At 71.5% G+C, this 22,172-nt stretch carries 17 protein-coding genes; 10 read left to right on the top strand and 7 right to left on the bottom strand.

Features of this window, described 5'->3' with window-relative positions:
• Nucleotides 1-56: 56 nt before the first annotated feature.
• Nucleotides 57-1,499: a cytosine permease gene (locus ACZ7NC_RS29135; protein ID WP_471492459.1), complete on the bottom strand. Its 1,443-nt coding sequence runs from the start codon at nucleotides 1,497-1,499 to the stop codon at nucleotides 57-59.
• A gap of 130 nt (nucleotides 1,500-1,629) precedes the next feature.
• Here ACZ7NC_RS29135 and ureA point away from each other — a divergent pair, with 130 nt between their 5' ends.
• The 7 genes from ureA to ACZ7NC_RS29170 all read left to right on the top strand — a co-directional run bounded on the left by ureA (nucleotide 1,630) and on the right by ACZ7NC_RS29170 (nucleotide 9,555).
• Nucleotides 1,630-2,334 (top strand): urease subunit gamma, encoded by a 705-nt coding sequence (ureA, locus tag ACZ7NC_RS29140; RefSeq protein WP_471492460.1) that lies wholly within the window; start codon nucleotides 1,630-1,632, stop codon nucleotides 2,332-2,334.
• Nucleotides 2,331-4,040, top strand: a complete 1,710-nt coding sequence (locus tag ACZ7NC_RS29145; protein ID WP_471492461.1) for an urease subunit alpha — start codon at nucleotides 2,331-2,333, stop codon at nucleotides 4,038-4,040. The genes ureA and ACZ7NC_RS29145 overlap by 4 nt, the downstream gene beginning before the upstream one ends.
• Nucleotides 4,041-4,049: 9 nt before the next feature.
• Nucleotides 4,050-5,090 (top strand): agmatine deiminase family protein, encoded by a 1,041-nt coding sequence (locus ACZ7NC_RS29150; RefSeq protein ID WP_471492462.1) that lies wholly within the window; start codon nucleotides 4,050-4,052, stop codon nucleotides 5,088-5,090.
• A 9-nt stretch (nucleotides 5,091-5,099) separates the two neighbouring features.
• Complete coding sequence (locus ACZ7NC_RS29155) at nucleotides 5,100-5,699, top strand: TetR/AcrR family transcriptional regulator (protein ID WP_471492463.1); 600 nt, start codon at nucleotides 5,100-5,102, stop codon at nucleotides 5,697-5,699.
• A 180-nt stretch (nucleotides 5,700-5,879) separates the two neighbouring features.
• A complete protein-coding gene (locus ACZ7NC_RS29160; RefSeq protein WP_471492464.1) occupies nucleotides 5,880-7,160 on the top strand; it encodes a TolB family protein in 1,281 nt (426 codons plus the stop codon).
• A 307-nt stretch (nucleotides 7,161-7,467) separates the two neighbouring features.
• Nucleotides 7,468-9,072, top strand: a complete 1,605-nt coding sequence (gene cimA / locus ACZ7NC_RS29165; protein WP_471492465.1) for a citramalate synthase — start codon at nucleotides 7,468-7,470, stop codon at nucleotides 9,070-9,072.
• A 54-nt stretch (nucleotides 9,073-9,126) separates the two neighbouring features.
• Nucleotides 9,127-9,555 carry a VOC family protein gene (locus tag ACZ7NC_RS29170; protein WP_471492466.1) on the top strand — a complete coding sequence of 143 codons (429 nt, stop codon included), beginning with the start codon at nucleotides 9,127-9,129 and terminating at the stop codon, nucleotides 9,553-9,555.
• A 4-nt stretch (nucleotides 9,556-9,559) separates the two neighbouring features.
• Here the strand turns inward: ACZ7NC_RS29170 and ACZ7NC_RS29175 are convergent, their stop codons facing one another.
• Entirely contained in the window at nucleotides 9,560-11,425 is a 1,866-nt protein-coding gene (locus ACZ7NC_RS29175) for a lectin (RefSeq protein ID WP_471492467.1), read from the bottom strand.
• Nucleotides 11,426-11,663: 238 nt separating this feature from the next.
• Between ACZ7NC_RS29175 and ACZ7NC_RS29180 the strand changes: the two genes are divergently transcribed.
• Together ACZ7NC_RS29180 and ACZ7NC_RS29185 are read left to right on the top strand one after the other, a co-directional pair.
• Nucleotides 11,664-14,690 (top strand): glycoside hydrolase family 3 N-terminal domain-containing protein, encoded by a 3,027-nt coding sequence (locus ACZ7NC_RS29180; protein ID WP_471492468.1) that lies wholly within the window; start codon nucleotides 11,664-11,666, stop codon nucleotides 14,688-14,690.
• A 104-nt stretch (nucleotides 14,691-14,794) separates the two neighbouring features.
• On the top strand, nucleotides 14,795-16,135 hold the full coding sequence (locus tag ACZ7NC_RS29185; protein ID WP_471492469.1) for a hypothetical protein: 1,341 nt from the start codon (nucleotides 14,795-14,797) through the stop codon (nucleotides 16,133-16,135).
• Between the two features lie 24 nt (nucleotides 16,136-16,159).
• On the opposite strand, the gene ACZ7NC_RS29190 is transcribed toward ACZ7NC_RS29185, so the two are convergent.
• From ACZ7NC_RS29190 to ACZ7NC_RS29210, 5 genes are all read right to left on the bottom strand, one after another.
• Nucleotides 16,160-17,305: an RNA polymerase sigma factor gene (locus ACZ7NC_RS29190; protein ID WP_471492477.1), complete on the bottom strand. Its 1,146-nt coding sequence runs from the start codon at nucleotides 17,303-17,305 to the stop codon at nucleotides 16,160-16,162.
• Nucleotides 17,305-17,721, bottom strand: coding sequence for a YciI family protein (locus ACZ7NC_RS29195; protein ID WP_471492470.1), 417 nt, complete (start codon nucleotides 17,719-17,721; stop codon nucleotides 17,305-17,307). Before ACZ7NC_RS29195 ends, ACZ7NC_RS29190 begins: the two co-directional genes overlap by 1 nt.
• A 191-nt stretch (nucleotides 17,722-17,912) precedes the next feature.
• On the bottom strand, nucleotides 17,913-18,695 hold the full coding sequence (locus ACZ7NC_RS29200; RefSeq protein WP_471492471.1) for a S1 family peptidase: 783 nt from the start codon (nucleotides 18,693-18,695) through the stop codon (nucleotides 17,913-17,915).
• Nucleotides 18,696-19,071: 376 nt separating this feature from the next.
• Nucleotides 19,072-20,256: a Cmx/CmrA family chloramphenicol efflux MFS transporter gene (locus ACZ7NC_RS29205; RefSeq protein WP_471492472.1), complete on the bottom strand. Its 1,185-nt coding sequence runs from the start codon at nucleotides 20,254-20,256 to the stop codon at nucleotides 19,072-19,074.
• Between the two features lie 105 nt (nucleotides 20,257-20,361).
• On the bottom strand, nucleotides 20,362-21,345 hold the full coding sequence (locus tag ACZ7NC_RS29210) for a DMT family transporter (protein ID WP_471492473.1): 984 nt from the start codon (nucleotides 21,343-21,345) through the stop codon (nucleotides 20,362-20,364).
• An 84-nt stretch (nucleotides 21,346-21,429) separates the two neighbouring features.
• Between ACZ7NC_RS29210 and ACZ7NC_RS29215 the strand changes: the two genes are divergently transcribed.
• Nucleotides 21,430-22,050, top strand: a complete 621-nt coding sequence (locus ACZ7NC_RS29215) for a TetR/AcrR family transcriptional regulator (protein ID WP_471492474.1) — start codon at nucleotides 21,430-21,432, stop codon at nucleotides 22,048-22,050.
• Nucleotides 22,051-22,172 lie beyond the last annotated feature (122 nt).

Here is a 22,172-nt window from a genome sequence, read left to right on the forward strand (position 1 = left end):
GGGGGTGCGGGGGCTGCCGCCCCCAGACCCCCGCTTCGGCCTGAACGGCCTTGTCCTCAAACGCCGGACGGGCTGTTTTCGCCGACCGGCAACGCGTTGTCGGCCTTGGGTTCCGTCCTCGCGGCGCCCGGGGTCGACAGCGCGTACGCCACCCCTCCCACCAGCCCCGACAGCAGGAAGCTGCAGTCCACCCCGCCCGTCAGCCCCAGCAGCGGCCCCTCGTACGTCGGCAGGGAGACGGCCAGCAGGCCGACCGCCGCGCCCAGGGCCCAGGACACGGTCGCCGGGATGTTCCAGCCGGCCCGGTACCAGTAGATCCCGCCCCGCGCCCGGCGGTTGAAGACCTGGAGGGCCTCCGCGTCGTACACGCCACGGCAGCGGGCGAAGCCGATCAGGGTGATGACCGCCCACGGTGTGCCGATCGCCGTCAGCAGCAGGACGAAGGACGTCATCGCGTCCTGCGCGGTCGAGTAGTAGTGGCCGACGAAGACGCAGACCGTGGCGATCACGGCGACCGTGTACGTGGCCGTCGCCCGGGACGCGCGCGGCAGGATGGCGTCCAGGTCGAGGCCCATGGAGTAGAGCATCAGCCCGGCGTTGCCGACCGAACCCGCGGAGGCGGCGACCAGGAGCGGGACCAGGTACCAGGCGGGGGACGCGGAGACCAGCGGTCCGGCGTAGTCGAGCGCCGCCCGTGCCGCGTACGAGGTGAAGGTGCCGAACAGCTGCGGGACCAGCAGTCCCAGGATCAGGCCGAGCCAGGTCGCGTGCAGCACCCGGCGTGAGGAGTGCCGGACCGGGGAGATGTAGCGGGTGTAGTCGCCGAGCAGGGTGATGAAGGCGATCGGCCCGGACAGACCCGCCGCCACCGCCGCCAGCAGCCACGTCGGCCAGAAGCCGCCCAGCAGGTACCCGCCCGCCTCCGGCAGCGCGTCGGTGGTGAAGTGCGGGGCGTAGGCGATGACGCCGAGGACCAGCAGGGCCGTCATGCCGAACGCGAGGACGCGGGACATGGCGAGCAGCACACGGTAGCCGTACACCGCGCCGGCGACGGTCGCCGCGGCCAGCAGCCCGTACACCACGCCGTACGACACCCCGTCGGCCGGCAGGCCGATGAGCCGGCCCAGTACGCCCACCATCACATCGCCGCCGATCCACACGGTCAGGGCCGTGTAGCCGAGGGCGAGCAGCAGCCCGACCACCGAGCCGACCAGCCGGCCGCGCACGCCGAACTGGGCGCCGGAGGAGGTGGACAGGTTGGTCGCGGTGCGCAGGGAGATCAGGGCCAGCGGGGCGGTGAGGGCCGTGCCGACCAGCGTGCCCACCACGATCGAGCTCACCGAGGCCCACCAGCCCAGACCGAAGGACGGCGGGAGCCAGCCGAAGATGATCACTCCGAGGCAGAGGTTCGACCCCAGCAGGATCGATACGAGATCCCGTGGGCCGCTTGTGCGTTCCTCCTCGGGGATGGTGTCGACTCCGCGCTGTTCCATCGGCATGGGTGGCCTCCGTTGGTTTGAGTGACGTTCAATCTGGATGGCTCGATGTTTGCTGTCAACCTTCCTACGGGAGGAATTTCATGTTTAGAGTGTTGCTCTAAAGTCGGGTGAGGCAAGGAGGTGCCGCGTAGTGAGACTGACCCCCACGGAACGTGACCGGCTGCTGCTCTTCGGAGCCGCCGAACTGGCCCGGGCGCGCCGGGCCCGCGGGCTGCGGCTGAACGTCCCGGAGGCGACCGCGCTCATAGCGGACACCGTGTGCGAGGCCGCCCGCGACGGCGCCCGCCTCGCCGAGGCGATCGAGCGTGCCCGGTCCGTGCTCGGGCCGGACGACGTGCTGCCGGGCGTGACGGACATCGTCACCGAGGTGCATGTCGAGGCGGTCTTCGACGACGGCTCGCGGCTCGCCGTGGTCAGCGATCCGATCGGCGAGGGGCTGGACGACCGGGCGCCGGGCGCGTTGCTGCCGGCGCCCGAGCACGCCGAGCCCGAGGCGGTCATGCGGCTGACGGTCACCAACACCGCCACCGTGCCCGTCTCCGTCACCTCCCACTTCCACTTCTTCGAGGCCAACCCGCGCCTCGACTTCGTACGGGAGAAGGCCTACGGGATGCGGCTCGCCGTCCCCGCCGGGTCCTCCGTGCGCTTCGGGCCGGGGGAGAGCGTCGAGGTCGGGCTGGTGCCGATCGGGGGCGAGCGGATCGCGATCGGGTTCGCGGGGCTCGTCGACGGGGCGCTGGACGCGCCCGGCGCCCGCGCGGAGGCACTGCGCCGCGCCGCCGCATGCGGCTACCTCGGCGCATCGGAAAAACCTGCTCAGGAGGTCGAGCGATGAGCCGCCCAGGAGGCCACCCCGCCGAGGCCCGCCGCCTCAGCCCGTACGAGTACGCCGCCACCCACGGCCCGCGCGCCGGCGACCGCGTCCGGCTCGGCGACTCCGGTCTGACGATCCGCGTCGAGTCCGACTCGCAGCGCTACGGCGACGAGTTCCTCGCCGGGTTCGGCAAGACCGCCCGGGACGGGCTGCACCTCAAGGCCGCCGCGGTGCGGGAGACCTGTGACGTGGTCGTCAGCAACGTCGTCGTGATCGACGCGGCGCTGGGGATCCGCAAGGTCTCCATCGGCATCCGGGAGGGGCGGATCTGCTCGATCGGGCGGGCCGGGAACCCCGACACCCTCGACGGGGTCGACGTCGTGGTCGGCACGGGTACGTCCATCGTGTCCGGCGAGGGGCTCATCGCCACCGCCGGGGCGGTCGACACCCACGTCCATCTGCTGTCGCCGCGCATCATGGAGGCATCGCTCGCCTCCGGCGTGACCACCGTCATCGGGCAGGAGTTCGGCCCGGTGTGGGGCGTCGGGGTCAACTCGCCGTGGGCGCTGCGGCACGCCTTCAACGCGTTCGACGCCTGGCCGGTCAACATCGGCTTCCTGGGCCGGGGTTCGTCCTCGCACCGGGCGCCCCTCGTCGAGGCGCTGGCCGAGGGCGGGGCGAGCGGCTTCAAGGTGCACGAGGACATGGGCGCCCACACCAGGGCGCTGGACACGGCCTTGCGCGTGGCCGAGGAGCACGACGTCCAGGTCGCCCTGCACAGCGACGGGCTGAACGAGTGCCTGTCGGTGGAGGACACCCTGCGGGTGCTGGAGGGCCGCACCATCCACGCCTTCCACATCGAGGGCTGCGGCGGCGGACACGTCCCGAACGTCCTGAAGATGGCCGGCGTCCCGAACGTCATCGGCTCCTCCACCAACCCGACCCTGCCCTTCGGCCGGGACGCCGTAGCCGAGCACTACGGCATGATCGTCTCCGTCCACGACCTCAAGACCGACCTGCCCGGCGACGCGGCCATGGCCCGCGACCGCATCCGCGCCGGGACGATGGGCGCCGAGGACGTGCTGCACGACCTGGGCGCGATCGGCATCACCTCGTCGGACGCGCAGGGCATGGGCCGGGCCGGGGAGACGGTCCGCCGTACCTTCGCGATGGCCGGGAAGATGAAGGCCGAGTTCGGCGCCCCCGACGAGCACGACAACGAGCGTGTCCTGCGCTACATGGCCAAGCTGACCATCAACCCCGCCATCGCCCACGGACTCTCGCACGAGGTCGGGTCGCTGGAGGTCGGCAAGCTCGCCGACATCGTGCTGTGGCGGCCGGAGTACTTCGGCGCCAAGCCGCAGCTGGTGCTCAAGGCCGGGTTCCCGGCGTACGGCGTGGTCGGTGATCCGGGCGCCGCCACCGACACCTGCGAACCCCTCGTCCTGGGGCCGCAGTTCGGGTCGTACGGCGCCACACCCGCCGACCTCTCCGTCGCCTTCGTCGCCCGGGCCGCCGTCGACCAGGGCAACGACACGATGCCCACCCGGCGCCGCAGGGTCGCCGTGCGCGGCACGCGCGGGATCGGGCCGGCCGATCTGCGCCTGAACTCCCGTACCGGACAGGTCGACGTCGACCAGCGCACCGGCATGGTCACCCTCGACGGCGACCCGCTGCGCTCGGAGCCGGCCGAGTCGGTCTCCCTCAACCGCCTCTACTTCCTCTAAGGATCACTGATGTCCGCAGCTGCCGACGGCTTCCGCATGCCCGCCGAGTGGACCCCGCACGAGCGCACCTGGATGGCCTGGCCCGGCCCCAACCCGACCTTCGACGCCCCCGACGACCTCGCTGCCGCGCGTATCGCCTGGGCGTCCGTCGCCCGTGCGATCCGCCGCTTCGAGCCGGTGACCGTGGTGTGCGGTCCCGGGCAGTCGGCCGAGGCCCGCACGCTGCTCGGCGACGGCATCGAGACGGTCGAGCGTGACCTCGACGACGCCTGGATGCGGGACATCGGCCCGACCTTCCTGACCAACGGGCAGGGCGAACTCGCCGCCGTCGACTGGACGTTCAACGGATGGGGCGCCCAGGACTGGGCCCGCTGGGAGCACGACGCGAAGATCGCCGCGTATGTCTCCGACCTGGCCGGCTCGAGCAGGACGTATGCCTCGCGGCTGGTCAACGAGGGCGGTGCGATCCATGTGGACGGCGAGGGGACGGTCCTGCTCACCGAGACCGTCCAGCTCGGTCCGGAGCGCAATCCGCACTGGACGCGGGAAGAGGTGGAGGCCGAGATCCACGCCATGCTCGGCACCCGCAAGGCGATCTGGCTGCCGCGCGGCCTCACCGGCGACTACCCTCCGTACGGCTTCGGCACGCTCGGGCATGTCGACATCGTCGCCGCCTTCGCCCGCCCCGGCGTCGTCGTGGCCCATGCGCAGCCGGACCCCGCCCACCCCGACCACGAGGTGACCAAGGAGATCGTCGGCCTGCTGAGGTCGCAGACCGACGCGCGCGGCCGTCGCCTGGAGGTCGTCGAGGTGCCTGCGCCGACCGTCCTGGAGGCCGACGGCCACTGGGCCGACTACTCCTACATCAACCACTACCTCTGCAACGGCGGCGTGGTGCTCTGCGGCTTCGACGACCCGCGCGACGAGCTGGCGGCCGGTATCTTCCGGCGGCTGTTCCCGGAACGGACGGTGACGCTGGTCGACGCCCGTACGATCTTCGCGGGTGGTGGAGGCATCCACTGCATCACGCAGCAGCAGCCGAAGATCTAGGAGCCGCAGATGGCCGGTGGGCGCAGGCAGGCGCCGCCCCGCGACGAGGTCCTCGTCGCCGCCATGGAGATGATCGCCGAGCGCGGTCTGGAGAAGCTCACCATGGCGGCGCTCGGCCGGGAGGTCGGCATGAGCAGCGGTCATCTCCTGTACTACTTCCACTCCAAGGACGAGCTGCTGCTGCGGACCCTGGAGTGGAGCGAGGGCCGGCTGGGCGCTGAGCGCGGCCGGCTGCTGACGCGCGCCGCATCCGCCCGCGAACGGCTCGACGCCTACGTCGACCTGTACGTCCCGGACGGCCACCGCGACCCGCACTGGACGCTCTGGCTGGAGGTCTGGAACCGTTCGCAGAACGCCGACGGCGACGCCCGCGACCGCCAGGCCGCGATCGAGGGCGCCTGGCACCGCGACCTCGTTGCCCTGCTGGCGGAGGGGGTGTCGCGGGGCGAGTTCCGGGCGGTCGACCCGGACCGGTTCGCGGCGCGGCTGCGGGCGCTGCTCGACGGGTTCTCCATCCATGTGGCGATCGGGCTACGGGGCACGGACCGGGCACAAGTTCTGCGCCACGTACGGGAGTTCCTGGACGACAGCCTTCTCGCGGACACCTGACGCCGCGTCCTGGTCGTACGCAGCAGGGCCGGAACATCCTGGTCCGTGACCTGGACACCGGCACGACGACCCGGGTCAAGGGCACGCAGCCCTCGCTCTCCGGGGACGGGACACCAACGGGGTGTCGGACGTCTTCCTGAGGACAGTGCAGTAACAACAACCGACCACGGGGGAACAACCATGCACAGCACCAAGCGAGTCCGCGCGCTCGCCGTCGCCCTCGCCGCCACCACGGCGGCACTGGCCGGGACGTCGGCGAGCGCCGCGCCCCGCGTCCCGTCCGTCGAGCGGGTCACCCTGTCGCCGACCGGGGAGCAGGGCAACGGCCACTCCTACGCGCCGGAGTTCAGCGCCGACGGCCGCTTCGCGGCCTTCACGGCGGACGCGTCCAACCTGGTGCCCGGCGACACCAACGAGATGTCCGACGTCTTCGTGCGCGACCTGCGCACGGGGGCCGTCGAGCGGGTCAGCGTCGGCTCGGACGGCACCCAGGCCGACCAGCGGTCGTCCGTGCAGGCCATCAGCGCCGACGGGCGGTACGTCCTGTTCCGCTCCAACGCCAGGAACCTGGTCCACTGGGACACCCCGCCCGCGGACGCGGGAGCCGACGACATCTATCTGCACGACCGGCGCACCGGCACCACCAAGCGGATCAGCGTCGCCTTCGACGGGGGCTCCGCCTACGCGGCCGGCGCCGCCATGTCGGCGGACGCCCGCTACATCGCCTTCAACGCCAAGGCCGACCGTATGGAGGAGGGAGCCCGCGACCTGTTCGGAGCCGTGTACGTCTTCGACCGCCGCACCGGCCGGACGCAGCGGATCAGCAACCCGGACCGCCCGACCAACCCGGCGCTCTTCCAGGCCATGAGCGCCGACGGCCGGTATGTGCTGTACACCCAGCTCGTCCCGCGCAGTTCGAACGGCGTCACATGGGTGCACGACCGCCGCACCGGCGCCGAGGAACGGGTCAACGTCAAGGCGGACGGCTCCCCGGCACCGCGGTACGCCCTGCCCGCGACGCTCTCCGCGGACGGCCGCACCGTCGCCTTCCAGAACTGGGACGAGGACCTGGTCCCCGGCGGCACCCCGGACGGGTCCGACATCTATGTCCGCGACCTGCGGACGGACGTCACCCGCCGGATCGACGCCGGTCCCGACGGCGAGAGCATGCCCGACCGGCCCGTGGTCAGCGCCGACGGCCGTTATGTGGGCTACGAGGCCGCACCGCGGCTGGCCGACGGAACCCTCGGCCCGAACAACGTCTACCTGCGCGACCTGCGCACCGGCACCACCCGCCTGGTCAGCGAGTCGGTCACCGGCGGCCCCGTGACGGACGCCTACGTCTGGCTGACCTCGGTGAGCGCGGGGGCGAAGCGGACCAGCCTCGGCACTGCCTCGGCCCAGCTCGTCGCCGGCGACACCAACGGCGTGAGCGACGGCTTCGTCCGCCGGCCGCGGTGATCAGCACAGTGCTCGCATCCTGAGACGGAGGGTGAGCACGGGGGCGACTTGTGCCAGACTGCCCCCGTGCTCTCGTTCGCCATGATTATTGGCAGCAGGCGCGCCGGTCCGCAGTGACCGCCACGTACGACCAGGTACGGGTGGACACCGTCGTCCTCGACCCGCGCGCAGACCTCTCGCACCCGCGAGAGGTTTTTCTGTTTCCCGGCCCACCAGCAGCCGGGCGGAGAGCGTGAGGGACCATAGGTGGGGGCGGTGGAACCGGTCATTCCGGTAGACCGAGATCCAACACAGGAGCCTTACGACCATGACGGTAACCAGCGAACTCGACGACTCGTTCCACGTCTTCGACACGACCCTGCGCGACGGCGCCCAGCGGGAGGGCATCAACCTCACCGTCGCCGACAAGCTGGCCATCGCACGGCACCTGGACGACTTCGGCGTGGGCTTCATCGAGGGCGGCTGGCCCGGCGCCAACCCGCGGGACACCGAGTTCTTCGCCCGCGCCCAGCAGGAGATCGACTTCCGGCACGCCCAGCTGGTCGCCTTCGGCGCCACCCGCCGCGCGGGAGGCAAGGCCTCGGAGGACCCGCAGGTCAACGCGCTACTGGAGTCCGGCGCCCCGGTCGTCACGCTGGTCGCCAAGTCCCACGACCGGCATGTCGAGCTCGCCCTGCGCACCACCCTGGACGAGAACCTGGAGATGGTCCGCGACACGGTGTCGTACCTGCGCGAGCAGGGCCGCCGCGTCTTCGTCGACTGCGAGCACTTCTTCGACGGCTACCGCGCCAACCCCGAGTACGCGAAATCCGTCGTCCGTACGGCGTCCGACGCCGGCGCGGACGTCGTCATCCTCTGCGACACCAACGGCGGCATGCTCCCCGCCCAGGTCCAGGCGGTCGTCTCCACCGTCCTCGCCGACACCGGCGCCCGGCTCGGCATCCACGCCCAGGACGACACCGGCTGCGCGGTCGCCAACACCCTCGCCGCGGTCGACGCGGGCGCGACCCACGTCCAGTGCACGGCCAATGGCTACGGCGAGCGGGTCGGCAACGCCAACCTGTTCCCGGTGGTGGCGGCCCTGGAGCTGAAGTACGGCAAGAAGGTCCTCCCCGACGGCCATCTGCGCGAGATGACCCGTATCTCGCACGCCATCGCCGAGGTCGTCAACCTCACCCCCTCCACGCACCAGCCCTACGTCGGCGTCTCCGCGTTCGCGCACAAGGCCGGTCTGCACGCCTCCGCGATCAAGGTCGACCCGGACCTCTACCAGCACATCGACCCCGAGCAGGTCGGCAACACCATGCGGATGCTGGTCTCCGACATGGCGGGCCGGGCCTCCGTCGAGCTCAAGGGCAAGGAGCTCGGCATCGATCTCGGCGGTGACCGTGAGCTGGTCGGCCGGGTGGTCGAGCGGGTCAAGGAGCGGGAGCTCAAGGGCTACACGTACGAGGCCGCCGACGCCTCCTTCGAGCTGCTGCTGCGGGCCGAGGTCGAGGGCAAGCCGCTGAAGTACTTCCAGGTCGAGTCCTGGCGGGCGATCGTCGAGGACCGCCCCGACGGCACCCACGCCAACGAGGCCACGGTCAAACTGTGGGCCAAGAGCGAGCGCATCGTCGCCACGGCGGAGGGCAACGGCCCGGTCAACGCCCTCGACCGGGCGCTCAGGGTGGCGCTGGAGAAGATCTACCCGCAGCTCGCCAAGCTGGACCTCGTCGACTACAAGGTCCGCATCCTGGAGGGCGTGCACGGCACCCAGTCCACGACCCGCGTCCTGATCTCCACGTCCGACGGGACGGGGGAGTGGTCCACGGTGGGCGTCGCCGAGAACGTCATCGCGGCGTCCTGGCAGGCGCTTGAGGACGCCTACACCTACGGTCTGCTGCGGGCCGGGGTGACGCCGGCCGAGTAGGCCGAACGGACCTCGCCGCCTCCCCCGGGCCGTCGTCCAGGGCACAGTGGAGCCATGGACACCGACGACATGCGCAACCTGCTGGCCCGGGGGCAGGTCGCGACCCGCCTGCCCGCCCAGGACCTGGAGCGGGCCCGGCGCTTCTACGCCGAGAAGCTCGGCCTGGAGCCCGTCGACGAGCGGCCGGGCGGACTGCTGTACCGGTGCGGCGGCACGGAGTTCGCCGTGTACCAGTCGACGGGAGCGTCCCCCGGCACCTTCACCCAGATGGGCTGGCAGGTCGAGGACGTGGACGCGGTTGTGGCGGAACTCAGGCGGCGCGGTGTCGAGTTCGAGGACGTCGACGTGCCGGGTCTGCGCACGACGAACGGCATCGCCGACATCGAGGGGCACTACCCCAGCAAGGGCTTCCGCGGGGAGCGCGCCGCCTGGTTCCACGACAGCGAGGGCAATCTGCTGGGTATCGGCGAGCCGTTCGCCTGAGCCGCTACGCCTGGAGGCGCCACTTCTGGTTGGCGGCGCCCGTGCAGCTCCAGATCTGCGCACGGGCTCCGTTCGCCGAGGAGTTGTCGGTCACGTCGAGGCACTTGTTCGCTGCACGGTTGACCACATCGCCCGTCGACGCGTTGTACGACCACTGCTGGGCGCCCGAGCCGTTGCAGTCGTACAGCTGCACCTTCGCCCCGTCGGCCGTCGAGCCGGATGTGACGTCCAGGCACTTGCCCAGCGCCCGCACCGAACCGTCGGCCTGCACCGTCCACCGCTGGGCGGCGGAGCCGTTGCAGTCGTAGAGCTGCACCGCCGTGCCGTTGGCCGACGAACCGCCCGCGACATCGAGGCACTTGTCCGCGAGACCCACGAACGCCCCGGACTGCGACGGGCCGTCGGTCTGCGTCCCGGACCAGGTGAAGGTCGCCGACGTCTTGCCGGGCAGTGAGTAAGTGGCGTGCTGCGAGCCCCAGTTGATGGTCACCGTCTTCGCGGTGGACGCGTCGTTGTAGGCGATCAGCGCCTTCGAACCGTCGGGGTTGCGCCAGGCCACGTTCGGCACCGACGACGACGCCGTGGACGCGATCCGCTGCGCACCCGGCTTCACGAACTTCGTCAGATGGCCCATCGTGTAGTACTCGACGGTGTAGTCCACCTGTCCGTGCCGGGCGTCCCCGTTGTGGACGGTGATCAGACCGTCGCAGGTCCCGCAGCCGCCGTTGTGCGGACCCCGGTTCTGGTCCACCGCCAGCGACCACTTGGTCACCGACTTCGCCCAGTTCCGGGTGTAGTCGATGATGTTCATCATGTCCTCGCGCTGCTGGTTGGCGATCCAGGTGCCGCCCGAGTGCTCGGTGCCGAAGGCGTCCAGCTGCGGATACTGGTTGTGCACCTGGGTCTGCTTGGCCACGTCACCGCCGTAGCCGTGCCAGGCGATCCCGCCGAAGTTCGGGTGGTTGCGCACCGCGGCGTCGTCGACCGTCTGGGCGGCGTAGGCGTCGTAGGTGTCCCAGTTCCAGTCGTGCGCCAGCACCTTCGTCGACAGTCCGGCGTTCTGCAGCTTCGGCAGCAGCTCGTTCTTGGTGAAGTACGCCAGGCCGCTCGCGTTCCAGCTCATCGACGGATAGCCCGAGCAGCAGGTCGGCTCGTTCTGCGCGGTGACGTACGCGATCGGGACGCCCTGGGCCTGGTAGGCCTGCACGTACTTCACGAAGTAGGAGGCGTACGCGCCGTAGTGCTCCGCCTTCAGCCAGCCGCCGTTGAGCTGCCCGTTGTCCTTCATCCAGGCGGGTGCCGTCCACGGTGAGGCCATCACGGTGAGCCCCGGGTTGAGCTGACGTGCCTGCTTGGTCAGCGGCACGACGTCCTGGAGATCGTGGGCGATCGAGAACTCGGACAGATCCGGATCGGTCTGTCCGGCCGGCATGTCGTCGTAGGTGTAGCCGAAGCGGGCGAGGTCCGAGCCGCCCATGGGATTGCGCAGGAACGACAGCCCGATGCCGTCCGTCGGGGAGAACAGCTTGCGCATGGTGTCGTCCTTCGTGGCCTGCGACAGCGCGCCGCTGCCGTCCATCAGCCAGGCCGCGGTGTCCGTGAAGGACGCGCCGCCGCCGGTGAAGGTCTGGTAGCGGGTGTTCTCGTCGACGGTGATGTTCTCGCCGCCACCGCCGGAGCCGGACTGGAAGGCGAACGGTGTCTGCGGCTGGAGCCCGCGGACCACATGGCGTCCGCCGCCGTCGTCCGTCGTGGTGAGCCAGGCGGTGACCTGTTCACCCGCGGCCTGCGCGGGCGCGGCCGCCGGGAAGCCGGCCGAGGTGAGGAGCCCGGCGAGGAGCAGACCGAGCGTCCGAGTGGATCTCCTCATGGAGCGCCGCCCTTCTGGGGGTGGGGGATAGGGGGCGTGCGAGGCGTGAGTAAATGACGGCTTCGTATACGCGTCAAGGGGTCGCGCGTTCATGAGATGAAGGGACAACGCCACTGATCCGGCCAGGACTTGAGGGTGTACCGGTTCTGACGTGAAGTCTTGACGTCAAAGCACACCCCCAGTTAACTCAAGTCGTGAGGTAAGTCATAAGTGAACCATGAGAGTCGAGGGACGTTCCATGCGAAGAACCGCCCTGCTCGTCTCCGCCGCCCTCTTCACCACCCTGCTCCCGCTCACCGCGGCCGGCCCCGCCTCCGGCGCCGGTGACCCCGCCCCGGTCCCCGTGGACCGCTTCGAGGGCGAGGTCCCCTTCGCGCGCCCGCCCGCCGAGGGCCTCTTCACCTGGGGCGGCGACAACGACGACCCACCCGCCCTGACACTGACCGCCCGCGACGACGCGCCCGAGGGCGAGAAGGTGCTCACCGGCACCTACGACATCAGCGGCTACGGCGGCTTCACGCACGACTTCGCCTTCGCCGAGCCCGCCCACGACTGGTCCGCCCACAAGGGGATCCGGCTGTGGTGGGACGGCCGGAACAACGGCAAGAAGATCCCCTTCGAACTCAAGGACGGGGGTGTGGACGGCGAGGCCTCCGAGCTCTGGACGACCTCCTTCACCGACGACTTCAGCGGCTGGAAACAGATCGAGCTGCCCTTCACCGACTTCACCTATCGCACGGACTACCAACCCGTCGGCGGCATCGACCACATCCTCGGACTCACCGAGACCTGGGGCTACTCCATCACCCTCCCGGTCGGCGGCAAGGGCGAATTCGCCATGGACGGCGTGGAGTTGTACGGCAAGGCCGACCCGGCCCTGCGTGCCTCCGTCACCACCGACGCCGCCGTCCACCCGGTGCGCGAGGGCGGCACGGCAGCCGTGAAGATCTCGGTCGCCACCACCGGGTCCGCCCCGCTCGACGCGCCCGTGACGGTCACGTACGAGACCACGGGCGGCACCGCGGACTCCGGCAAGGACTACACGCCGGTCAGCGGCACGGTCACCTTCCCCGCCGGCACCGTCTCCGGCACCTCGCGCACCGTCCGGGTCCACACCCTGAAGGACAGGTCCGCCGAGCCCGCCGAGACCGTCCCGCTGAAGCTGACGGTCACCGGCGCCAAGGCCCCGGCCGAGACCCCGCAGATCGTCGTCGACGCGCACGGACTGCCGTATCTGAACGGCGAGTTGCCGGTACGCAAGCGCGTCGCCGACCTCCTGTCGCGGATGTCCCTGGCGGAGAAGGCCGGCCAGATGACCCAGGCCGAGCGCGGCGCCATCGGCAGCGGGGGCGACATCGCCGCCCACGCCCTCGGCTCGCTGCTCTCCGGCGGCGGTTCGACACCGACGCCCAACACCCCTGAGGCCTGGGCCAGGATGATCGACGGCTTCCAGCTGAGGGCACAGGCGACCCGCTTCCAGATCCCGCTGATCTACGGCGTCGACGCGGTGCACGGCCACAACAACCTGGTCGGCGCGACGATCATGCCGCACAACGTCGGACTCGGCGCGACCCGTGACCCGGGCATCGCCTACCGGGCCGGAGCGGTCACGGCCGCCGAGACCCGGGCCACCGGCGTCCCCTGGGACTTCGCGCCCTGTCTGTGCGTGACCCGGGACGACCGGTGGGGACGGGCCTACGAGTCGTTCGGTGAGGACCCGGCCCTCGTCGAGTCGATGGAGACGATCATCCAGGGCCTCCAGGGCGCCGCGAACGGCGAGGACCTGAAGGACGACGACAAGGTCCTCGCCACCGCCAAGCACTTCGTCGGCGACGGCGGCACCGACTACGGCTCCTCCACCACCGGCACCTACACCCTCGACCAGGGCGTCACCAAGGTCACCCGGCAGCAGCTGGAGGCCGTCCACCTGGCGCCGTACGAGGACGCCGTCGACCGCGGTGTCGGCACGGTCATGCCGTCCTACTCCTCGCTCGACCTCGTCGGCGACGGGCAGGGCCCGGTCAAGATGCACGCCCGCGCCGACATGATCAACGGCGTGCTCAAGGACCGTATGGGCTTCGACGGCTTCGTCATCAGCGACTGGAACGGCATCGACCAGATCCCCGGCGACTACGCGAGCGATGTGCGCACCTCGGTCAACGCCGGCGTCGACATGGTCATGGCCCCCTACGCCTACAAGGACTTCCACTCGGCCCTCGTCGCCGAGGTCCGGGCCGGGCGCGTCAGCGAGCAGCGGATCGACGACGCCGTGTCCCGCATCCTCACGCAGAAGTTCCGCCTCGGGCTCTTCGAGAAGCCGTACGCCGACACGAGCGGCGCGGCGAGCATCGGGTCCGCCGGACACCGGGCCGTGGCGCGGCAGGCGGCGGCGGAGTCGCAGGTGCTGCTGAAGAACGCCGACGGGTTGCTCCCCCTGAAGAAGTCGCAGAAGGTGTACGTCGCCGGATCCAACGCCGACGACATCGGCAACCAGAGCGGCGGCTGGACGATCACCTGGCAGGGCTCGTCCGGGGACATCACGCCCGGCACGACGATCCTGGAGGCGATGCGCGAGAACTCCGCGCGACTGACGTACTCCAAGGACGCCTCCGAGCCCCTGACCGGCTACGACGTCGGCGTGGTCGTCGTCGGGGAGACCCCGTACGCCGAGGGTGTCGGTGACGTCGGCAACGGCCATGACCTTCGGCTCAGCGCCGCCGACCAAGCCGCTGTCGACAAGGTGTGCGGCGCGATGAAGTGCGCGGTGCTGGTCGTCTCCGGGCGCCCGCAGCTGATCGACGACGAGGCGCTGGCCGGGATCGACGCCCTGGTCGCCTCCTGGCTGCCGGGCACCGAGGGCGACGGCGTGGCGGACGTCCTCTACGGCAAGCGGCCCTTCACCGGACAGCTCCCCGTGACCTGGCCGAAGAGCGAGGCACAGCTGCCGATCAACGTCGGGGACGCGTCGTACGACCCGCGGTTCCCGTACGGCTGGGGCCTGACCACGCTGACCAAGGTGCCCGAGGGCGGTGCCGCGACCCTCAAGGCCCTCGGCATCGCGGCCAGGGCCGCCGAGAAGGCGGGGGCCAAGGAGGTGGGCCGGGCGCTCGTCACCAAGGCCCGGCTGATCGTCCAGCAAAGAGCCGCCGGGACCGGGATCACCGAGACGGTGGCGAAGCCGTTCGCCGAGGCCGACCATCTGCTGCTGACGGGCCGGTACGGGGCGGCGGTGGAGAGGCTGAGCGCGGCGTACCGCGCGGCCTGAGCCGCCGTACGGCACGCGGCGGGCTGCCGTGGGCGCCGGTCCCGGTGGGAATCCAGCCACCTGGGCCGGCGCCTTTGCCGGTCCCATCAGGTAGCGTCGAGGATATGAGAACTCCGTTCTTCCGGGGTCTCATGCGCTCGCTGATCGTGCCAGCCGCCGCGACTGTGGCGGTGCTCATGGCAGGCGCGCCCGGCGCACATGCGGCCACGGACCTTTCGAAGGTCGCCGGGGCGCTCCGCGACGGTCCCGTGTATGTGGACCCGGCGGCCTCGGACCAACTGTCGTCGGCTGACGCCGAAGCGCTCGCCGACAAGATCGAGGACGCCGACAAACCGGTCTTCGTCGCCGTCCTCCCGGCTGATCAGCCCACCGCGAACCTGCTGCTGAACCTCCGTACGGAGACCGGAATCACCGGCCTGTACGGCGTCCACGTCGGTGACCGCTTCGACGCGGCGGCCGACTCCTCCGTGATGTCCCGGCAGGCGGTGGACAACCTGGTCACCTCGGTGCAGCCGGCGGGCGACACCAAGGCCCAGCTGAACGACTTCGTCGACGCGGCGCTGCGCAACGTGGGCGGCACGGCACCCGCCGGCTGGAGCGACGGCGGCGGTGGCGTGGACGTCAGCGGTCTGGTCGCCGCAGGCGCGGTGGTGGCGGCGGGCGGCGCGGGCGCGTACGCGCTGGTCCGGCGCAACCGGCGACGCCACGAGGCCGAACAGCGGGCGGGGCTGGAGAAGCTTCGGGTCGTGGTCGACGAGGACATCACCGCCTTCGGCGAGGAACTGGACCGTCTGGACTTCCACCCGGCGGAACCCGGCGCCGACGACGCGATGCGCGGGGACTACGAGCGCGCCCTCGACTCCTACGAACAGGCGAAACGCCTCATGGACGGGGCCCGCAAACCGGAGGACGTCAAGGCGGTCACCCAGGCCCTGGAGGACGGCCGATTCTCCCTCAGCCAGCTGGCCGCCCGCCGGGAGCACCAGCCGCTGCCGGAACGCCGGCCGCCGTGCTTCTTCGACCCCCGGCACGGCCCGGCGGTGGCCGACGAGACCTGGACGCCACCCGGCGGCACCGCCCGTGAGGTCCCCGTCTGCGCGGCCGACCGCACCCGGCTGTCCGAGGGCCGCGACCCCGTGGTCCGCGAGGTCGACACCGAGTACGGCCGCCGCCCGTACTGGGAGGCGGGCCCGGCCTACGGCCCCTGGGCCGGCGGCTACTTCGGCGGCGGCCTCCTGCCCGGCCTCCTCGTCGGCACACTGCTCGGCAGCGTGATGGCGACCCCGGCCTACGCGGCCGACTACGGCGCGGGCTACGGCTACGGCGCCGGCGGCTACGAGGGCGGCGACGTCTCCGGCGCGGACTTCGACTCCGGGGACTTCGGGGGCGGGTTCGACGGCGGAGGGTTCGGCGGCGGCGGGGACTTCGGTGGCGGAGGGTTCTGACGCCGGCCCCGCCGGCTGGTCCCGTCAGTGGCGCAGGCGGGCGTTGAGCCGGGCGGCCTGGCGTGTCAGGTGGTCGCGTTCGGCGAGGTTCGGCGCCTTCTGGGCGGCCTCGGCGTACAGCCGCGCCGCCTTCGTCAGGTCGCCGTCGCGCTCGTGGAGGTAGGCCGCCACCGCGGTGTGGCGGGGCAGCGAGTCGTCCAGTGCCGCGAGCGCCGCCAGCCCGGCACGCGGTCCGTCGGCCTCGCCCACGGCCACCGCGCGGTTGAGCCGGACGACGGGGCTGTCGGTCAGGTGTGCGAGTTCGTCGTACCACTCGACGATCTGCACCCAGTCGGTCTCCTCGGCGGTGGGCGCGTCGGCGTGCAGCGCGGCGATGGCGGCCTGGGCCTGGAACTCGCCGAGTTGGTCGCGGGCGAGGGCCGCCTGGAGGATCTCGACGCCCTCGGCGATCGCCGCGGTGTCCCACCGGCCGCGGTCCTGCTCGGCGAGCGGCACCAGACTGCCGTCGGGCGCGGTCCGGGCGGCCCGCCGGGCATGGTGGAGCAGCATCAGGGCGAGCAGCCCCCGGACCTCGGGGTGGTCGATCGCGGCCGCGAGCTGCCGGGTGAGCCGGATGGCCTCGGCGGCGAGGTCGACATCGCCGGAGTAGCCCTCGTTGAAGACCAGGTACAGCACGCGCAGCACGGTTGCGACATCGCCGTGCTGGTCGAACCGCACACCGGAGACGGTGCGCTTGGCCCGGCTGATGCGCTGCGCCATCGTCGCCTCGGGCACCAGATAGGCCCGGGCGATCTGGCGGGTGGTGAGCCCGCCGACGGCGCGCAGGGTGAGCGCGACCGCCGACGACGGTGTCAGCGACGGGTGGGCGCACAGGAAGTACAGCTGGAGCGTGTCGTCCACCGCGGGCGCCGGCCCGGGCACCGGCTCCTCCTCGACGCGGTCCTCGCGCCGGCGGCGGGCGGTGTCCGCCCGGGTCGCGTCGAGGAACTTGCGCCAGGCCACGGTGACCAGCCAGCCCTTCGCATCCCGTGGCGGATCGTCCGGCCAGACGCGGACCGCCTCCACCAGCGCGTCCTGTACGGCGTCCTCGGCCGCCGCGAAGTCGGCTCCGCGGCGGACGAGGATCGTGAGCACGCTCGGCGTGAGGCTGCGCAGCAGGGCCTCGTCCATCAATGCGGGCACTCCGTGATGGTGGGATGCGCGGCGAGGAAGGGACGCAGTTCGAGCCACTCGTGGATCGGCTTGCCGCCCGCACCGGGAGCGGCGGACAGTTCCCCGGCCAGCTCGACCGCACGCTCGTGACTGTCGACGTCGATGATCATCCAGCCGGCGATGAGGTCCTTGGTCTCGGCGAACGGGCCGTCGGTGACCGGCGGGCGCCCCTCACCGTCGTAGCGGACCCAGCTCCCCTCGGGCGCGAGCGCCTGGCCGTCGACGAACTCGCCGGTCTTCTCCAGCCGGGCCGCGAAGTCGCCCATGTACCGCACATGGGCCGAGATCTCCTCCGGCGTCCACTGGTCCATCGGTACGTCGTTCACCGCCGCCGGGGCGCCGCGGTAGTGCTTGAGCAACAGGTACTTGGCCATGGTGGTTCTCCTCGGTGCCGTGCGACCCATTGTGGTCGCGTTCACCCCGGGGACGGAGCCGGACGCGGGTTCTCGACATCGCCGGCCAATGTTTTCGGACGGGTTTTGGACGGGACGGCCGCGGTACGGCACGGGCCCGGCGTCCGAGGACACCGGGCCCGTGATTCCGGCAGGTCGCAGCTGCCGAGAGGTCAGAGCGAGGACGCCGCCGAGGCGATCGCGGAGGCGAAGGTGGAGACCTCGGTGTAGACGCCGGGGGCGTTCGGGCGGGCGCAGCCTATGCCCCAGCTGACGATCCCGACCTGGATCCACTGGTTGGCGCTGTCACGGCGGAACATCGGGCCGCCGGAGTCGCCCTGGCAGGTGTCGACGCCGCCCGAGGGCAGGCCGGCGCAGATCTCCTCGTTCGCGATGAGGCCGCTGTAACCGCTGTAGGAGCGGCACTGGGCGTCGCTGACGAAGGGCACGTTGGCCTTGAGCATGTAGCGCTGCTGGGCGCCGCCCTCGGTGGCCGCGCCCCATCCGGCGACGGTGAAGGTGCCGGTGTTGTACTGCGTGGTCGTGGCGATCTTCAGCGTCGGCAGGTTGATCGGCTGGGCGAGCTTGATGAGCGCCCAGTCCTTGCCGTCGCCGTTGTAGCCGGGGGCCCGGTAGACGTACGTGGAGCGGACCTGCACCCGGCCGCTGGTGGACTGGAGGTCCACGACGCCCGCGGTGGCGGTGATGGAGGTGTTGGCGCCGGTCGCGCCCACACAGTGCGCGGCGGTGAGCACGATCTGCTGGGTGTAGAGCGCGCCGCCACAGCCCATGGAGAGCCGGACCATGAACGGGAACTCGCCCTGCGCGGCACGGGTTCCGCCGACGACGCGCGAGTCGGCGGCGTGCGCGGCCGAGAGGGGCTGAAGGCTGACGATCGCGAGAGCGGCGGCGCCGAGGACCGCGCATCTCTTGAGCGCGGTGAGGAGCTTCTTCAACGTGATGCCTTCCGTGGGGGGTTGGACATACGAACGTGGAGAGAGCGCGAAATGTCGGGAGCATGCCAACTGGGGAGTGAGCATCGGCTGACATGCGCCGGTCAATTCCTTTGCTGGATTATGGGAATCCTGTGACCGCCCCCACAAGGGGTCGATTCCGGCCACGTCCGTTCGGATACTCGGCCATCCGCCCGTACCGTTCCCCGCCCGGCAGGCCACCAGCCGGGCGGGGAGGGGCAGTTGACGACGGAGGCCGGCTGATGGGGATGCGGCGCGAGCAGTCAGGCGCGCACGGCGGCCAGGGGCTTCAGAGGTCCCTTCGTGCACTCGCACGAGACGAGGGCGACCCATGCCGGACCGGTGCCGGGAGGGGCGGTCATGCCGACGATGATGTCCGCACAGGGCGCCCGCCCGCGCGCCCTTTTCGCCGCCCGCCGACGCAGCACGCGACCACCGGTGACAGCGCCACCAGCACCGCGCTCACCCACAGCGGCGCCCGATAGCCGTGCCCGGCTCCGATCGCCGTACCGCCGAGCCAAGGCCCCAGTGCCGCGCCCACGTTGAACGCCGCCGTCGCGAAACCGCCTGCCAGGGTGGGGGCGCCGGGTGCGGCGTAGAGGGCTCGGGAGATGAGCGTGGAGCCGACCCCGAAGGACAGGGCGCCCTGGACGAAGACGAGTCCGAGCGTCACGGCCGGCGTCCCGGCGCCGAGCGCCAGAGCACCCCACCCGAGGCACAGCGCACCACCGCCCCACGCCGGCACCGCGCCCGCCCGGCGGTCGGCGAACCGCCCGCCGAGCACGACACCCACGAACGCCCCCGCGCCGAACAGCGCGAGCACGACGGGCACCCACCCGCTCTCCAGTCCGGTCACCTCGGTGACCAGGGGCGCGAGATAGGTGAAGGAGCAGAAGGTGGCCCCGTTGACGAGTGCGCCCAGCAGGAGCGTCAGCTGGAGCCGGCGGCTGCGCAGCGCGCGCAGTTCACCGCGCAGCGCGGGCCGCTCCGCGCCGGCCGCACCGCCGGGCACGGACCGCGCCACGGCCACGACGGCGGGCAGGGACACCAGCGCCACGGCCCAGAACGCCGCACGCCAGCCCCAGAGTTGGCCGAGCAGCGCCCCCGCCGGCACGCCCACCACGCAGGCCAGTGTGACCCCGCCGAGCAGGGTGGACGTGGCCCGCCCCTTGGCGTTCGGCCCGACCATCGCCGTGGCCGTGACGAGGGCGACGGCCAGGAACCCGGCGTTGGCGAGCGCCCCGACGACGCGGGTGGCGACCAGCACCCCGAAGCTGCCGGTCACCGCCCCCAGGACATGGACGGCGAGAAACACCCCCAGGAAACCCAGCAACGCCCCGCGCCGCGGCCACCGCCGCGCGAGCCCGGCCACGATCGGCGCCCCGGCCGCCATCCCCACGGCGAACGCCGAGGTGAGCGCACCGGCCGCGGGCACGGAGACCCCCAGATCCCGAGCGATGTCCGGCACCAGCCCGGACAGCATGAACGCGGACGTCCCCTGTGCGAACACGGCGACGCCCAGCAGAAGAAGAGCGAACGGCATGAAGAAACTCCGCAACCCGAAGTCGAAGTCGAAAACGGCACGTGGAACGGCCGTCCGGCGGCGGAGTGAGCCCGGCAGCGGAAGGAAGCGCTGACTAGCCCGACGTCACGTGCGGCCACCGGAGAGCCGGTGGCCGGAGTCTGGAGGCTTCGGGGCTGGACACGGAGGCAGGTTAGGCACGTCCCGGAGCGCGGGGCCACCGGATTTCGACCGCGGCCTGGCGCCGCCCCCGCCCCGGTGAACGACAACGACGGCCGCGAGGCCGACCGCCAGCCCGACGCCGGTCTGGACGCCGAACGGCTCACCGAACATCAGCGCTCCCCACACCGCTGTGACCGGCGCCATGAGGAACATGAGGGTATTGACCCGGGTGACCCCGGAGCGCCGCAGGATGATCCAGTACAGCCCGTACCCGCCGAACGTGGACAGCGCGACGAGCCAGCCGATCGCCGCCCAGAACCCGGCCTCGGCGGGCGGCGCGGCCGCTCCGGTGCTCAGAGCGATCACCGTGAACAGCACGGCGCTGGTGGCGCAGTGGACGGTCATCGCCACCCCGGGCGGGACCGGCGTCCGGGAGCGGCTCTCCAGGAACGTGGCCGCCACCAGCGAGAGCATGCCGAGGAACGGGACCGCATAGGCCCAAGCGGCGACGCCCGTCGCCGCCCCCGCGTCGGCCGCGGTGACGATGGCGACGCCGCCCACCCCCAGGCACAGGCCGAGCCACTGCCGGCCGGAGACGTACTGCCGCAGCAGCGGCCCGGCCAGCGCACCGGCGACGAGGGGCTGGACCCCGTCGATCAGGGCCGTGGTGCCGCTGGAGACACCGAGCTGGACGGCGTAGTAGACGGTGAGCAGATAGCCGCTCTGCGACAGCACCCCGATCACGGCCTGCCGGGCGACGTCCCGCGGGGTGAGGCCCCGCCATGACGCGCGCCACACCAGGGCGGCCACGACGGCGAGGATCACGGCGAGCGGCAGGAACCGCCACATCAGGATCGTGACCGCGGGCGCGCTGCCCGCGCCGAGTTTGGCGCCGATGAAGCCGGAGCTCCAGCACAGGACGAAGGCGATGGACAGCAGTGCGTGCACGCCAACCACATCCACTAGACAGATCGGTTTACTGGCTCGCACAAAAATTATACAGATCGGTATACCCATGTATACCCTCGGATCATGGGCACCTCAGCGACCCCGCAGCGCGTCACGATGACGCGTGCCGCACGGCGCGTCCTGGAAGCCGCCGAGCGGCTGTTCTACGAGCGCGGCATCCACGCCGTCGGCGTGGATCTCATCGCCGCGGAGGCGGGGGTGACCAAGAAGACCCTCTACGACCGCTTCGGCTCCAAGGAGCGGATCGTCGTCGAGTACCTGACCGGCCGCGACGAGCGCTGGCGGGCCTTCCTCGCGCGGTACCTCGACGACCACCTCGACGCGGAGCGGGCGACACCGAGGGCGCGTGTGCTGGCGGTGTTCGACGCCTCCCGCGCCTGGTCGGCGGAGTACGGCTCCAAGGGCTGCAGCATGGTCAACGCCCACGCCGAGATCAGCGACCCCGCGCACCCGGCCTTCCCGGTCATCGCCGGGCAGAAGCAGTGGATGCTGGCCCTGTTCACCCGCCTCGCCGGGGACATCGCCCCGGACGACGCGGACCGCCTGGGCCGCACGCTCATGCTCCTGCACGAGGGAGCCCTGGTCGCCCACGGCCTGAAGGTCCTCCCGGACCCGATCGGGCACGCCCGCGACCAGGCGGCAGCGCTCGTGGACGAGGCGACAGCCGAACGCGGGCGCGCCTAGTACTGCAACGGTGCTTGTGCTGATTGCTGGGCAGGTTTATGGGCTGTGTCCGCGTCGCCTGTAGTGGCTGATGCGGGCTTGGTGTTGGCGTCGTCGACGCCAGTGTGACCAGTGCAGGATGT

It is taken from the genome of Streptomyces sp. NPDC111802 (genome assembly GCF_055634335.1).

What these genes read in the sequence shown, in the direction of transcription:
- ACZ7NC_RS29170 (WP_471492466.1), top strand. Translation starts at nt 9,127, where the DNA reads ATGGACACCGACGACATGCGCAACCTGCTGGCCCGGGGGCAGGTCGCG.
- ACZ7NC_RS29185 (WP_471492469.1), top strand. Translation starts at nt 14,795, where the DNA reads ATGAGAACTCCGTTCTTCCGGGGTCTCATGCGCTCGCTGATCGTGCCA.
- ACZ7NC_RS29160 (WP_471492464.1), top strand. Translation starts at nt 5,880, where the DNA reads ATGCACAGCACCAAGCGAGTCCGCGCGCTCGCCGTCGCCCTCGCCGCC.
- ACZ7NC_RS29205 (WP_471492472.1), bottom strand. Translation starts at nt 20,256, where the DNA reads ATGCCGTTCGCTCTTCTTCTGCTGGGCGTCGCCGTGTTCGCACAGGGG.
- ACZ7NC_RS29180 (WP_471492468.1), top strand. Translation starts at nt 11,664, where the DNA reads ATGCGAAGAACCGCCCTGCTCGTCTCCGCCGCCCTCTTCACCACCCTG.
- ACZ7NC_RS29175 (WP_471492467.1), bottom strand. Translation starts at nt 11,425, where the DNA reads ATGAGGAGATCCACTCGGACGCTCGGTCTGCTCCTCGCCGGGCTCCTC.
- ACZ7NC_RS29195 (WP_471492470.1), bottom strand. Translation starts at nt 17,721, where the DNA reads ATGGCCAAGTACCTGTTGCTCAAGCACTACCGCGGCGCCCCGGCGGCG.
- ACZ7NC_RS29190 (WP_471492477.1), bottom strand. Translation starts at nt 17,305, where the DNA reads ATGGACGAGGCCCTGCTGCGCAGCCTCACGCCGAGCGTGCTCACGATC.
- cimA (WP_471492465.1), top strand. Translation starts at nt 7,468, where the DNA reads ATGACGGTAACCAGCGAACTCGACGACTCGTTCCACGTCTTCGACACG.
- ACZ7NC_RS29150 (WP_471492462.1), top strand. Translation starts at nt 4,050, where the DNA reads ATGTCCGCAGCTGCCGACGGCTTCCGCATGCCCGCCGAGTGGACCCCG.
- ACZ7NC_RS29135 (WP_471492459.1), bottom strand. Translation starts at nt 1,499, where the DNA reads ATGCCGATGGAACAGCGCGGAGTCGACACCATCCCCGAGGAGGAACGC.
- ACZ7NC_RS29155 (WP_471492463.1), top strand. Translation starts at nt 5,100, where the DNA reads ATGGCCGGTGGGCGCAGGCAGGCGCCGCCCCGCGACGAGGTCCTCGTC.
- ACZ7NC_RS29215 (WP_471492474.1), top strand. Translation starts at nt 21,430, where the DNA reads ATGGGCACCTCAGCGACCCCGCAGCGCGTCACGATGACGCGTGCCGCA.
- ACZ7NC_RS29145 (WP_471492461.1), top strand. Translation starts at nt 2,331, where the DNA reads ATGAGCCGCCCAGGAGGCCACCCCGCCGAGGCCCGCCGCCTCAGCCCG.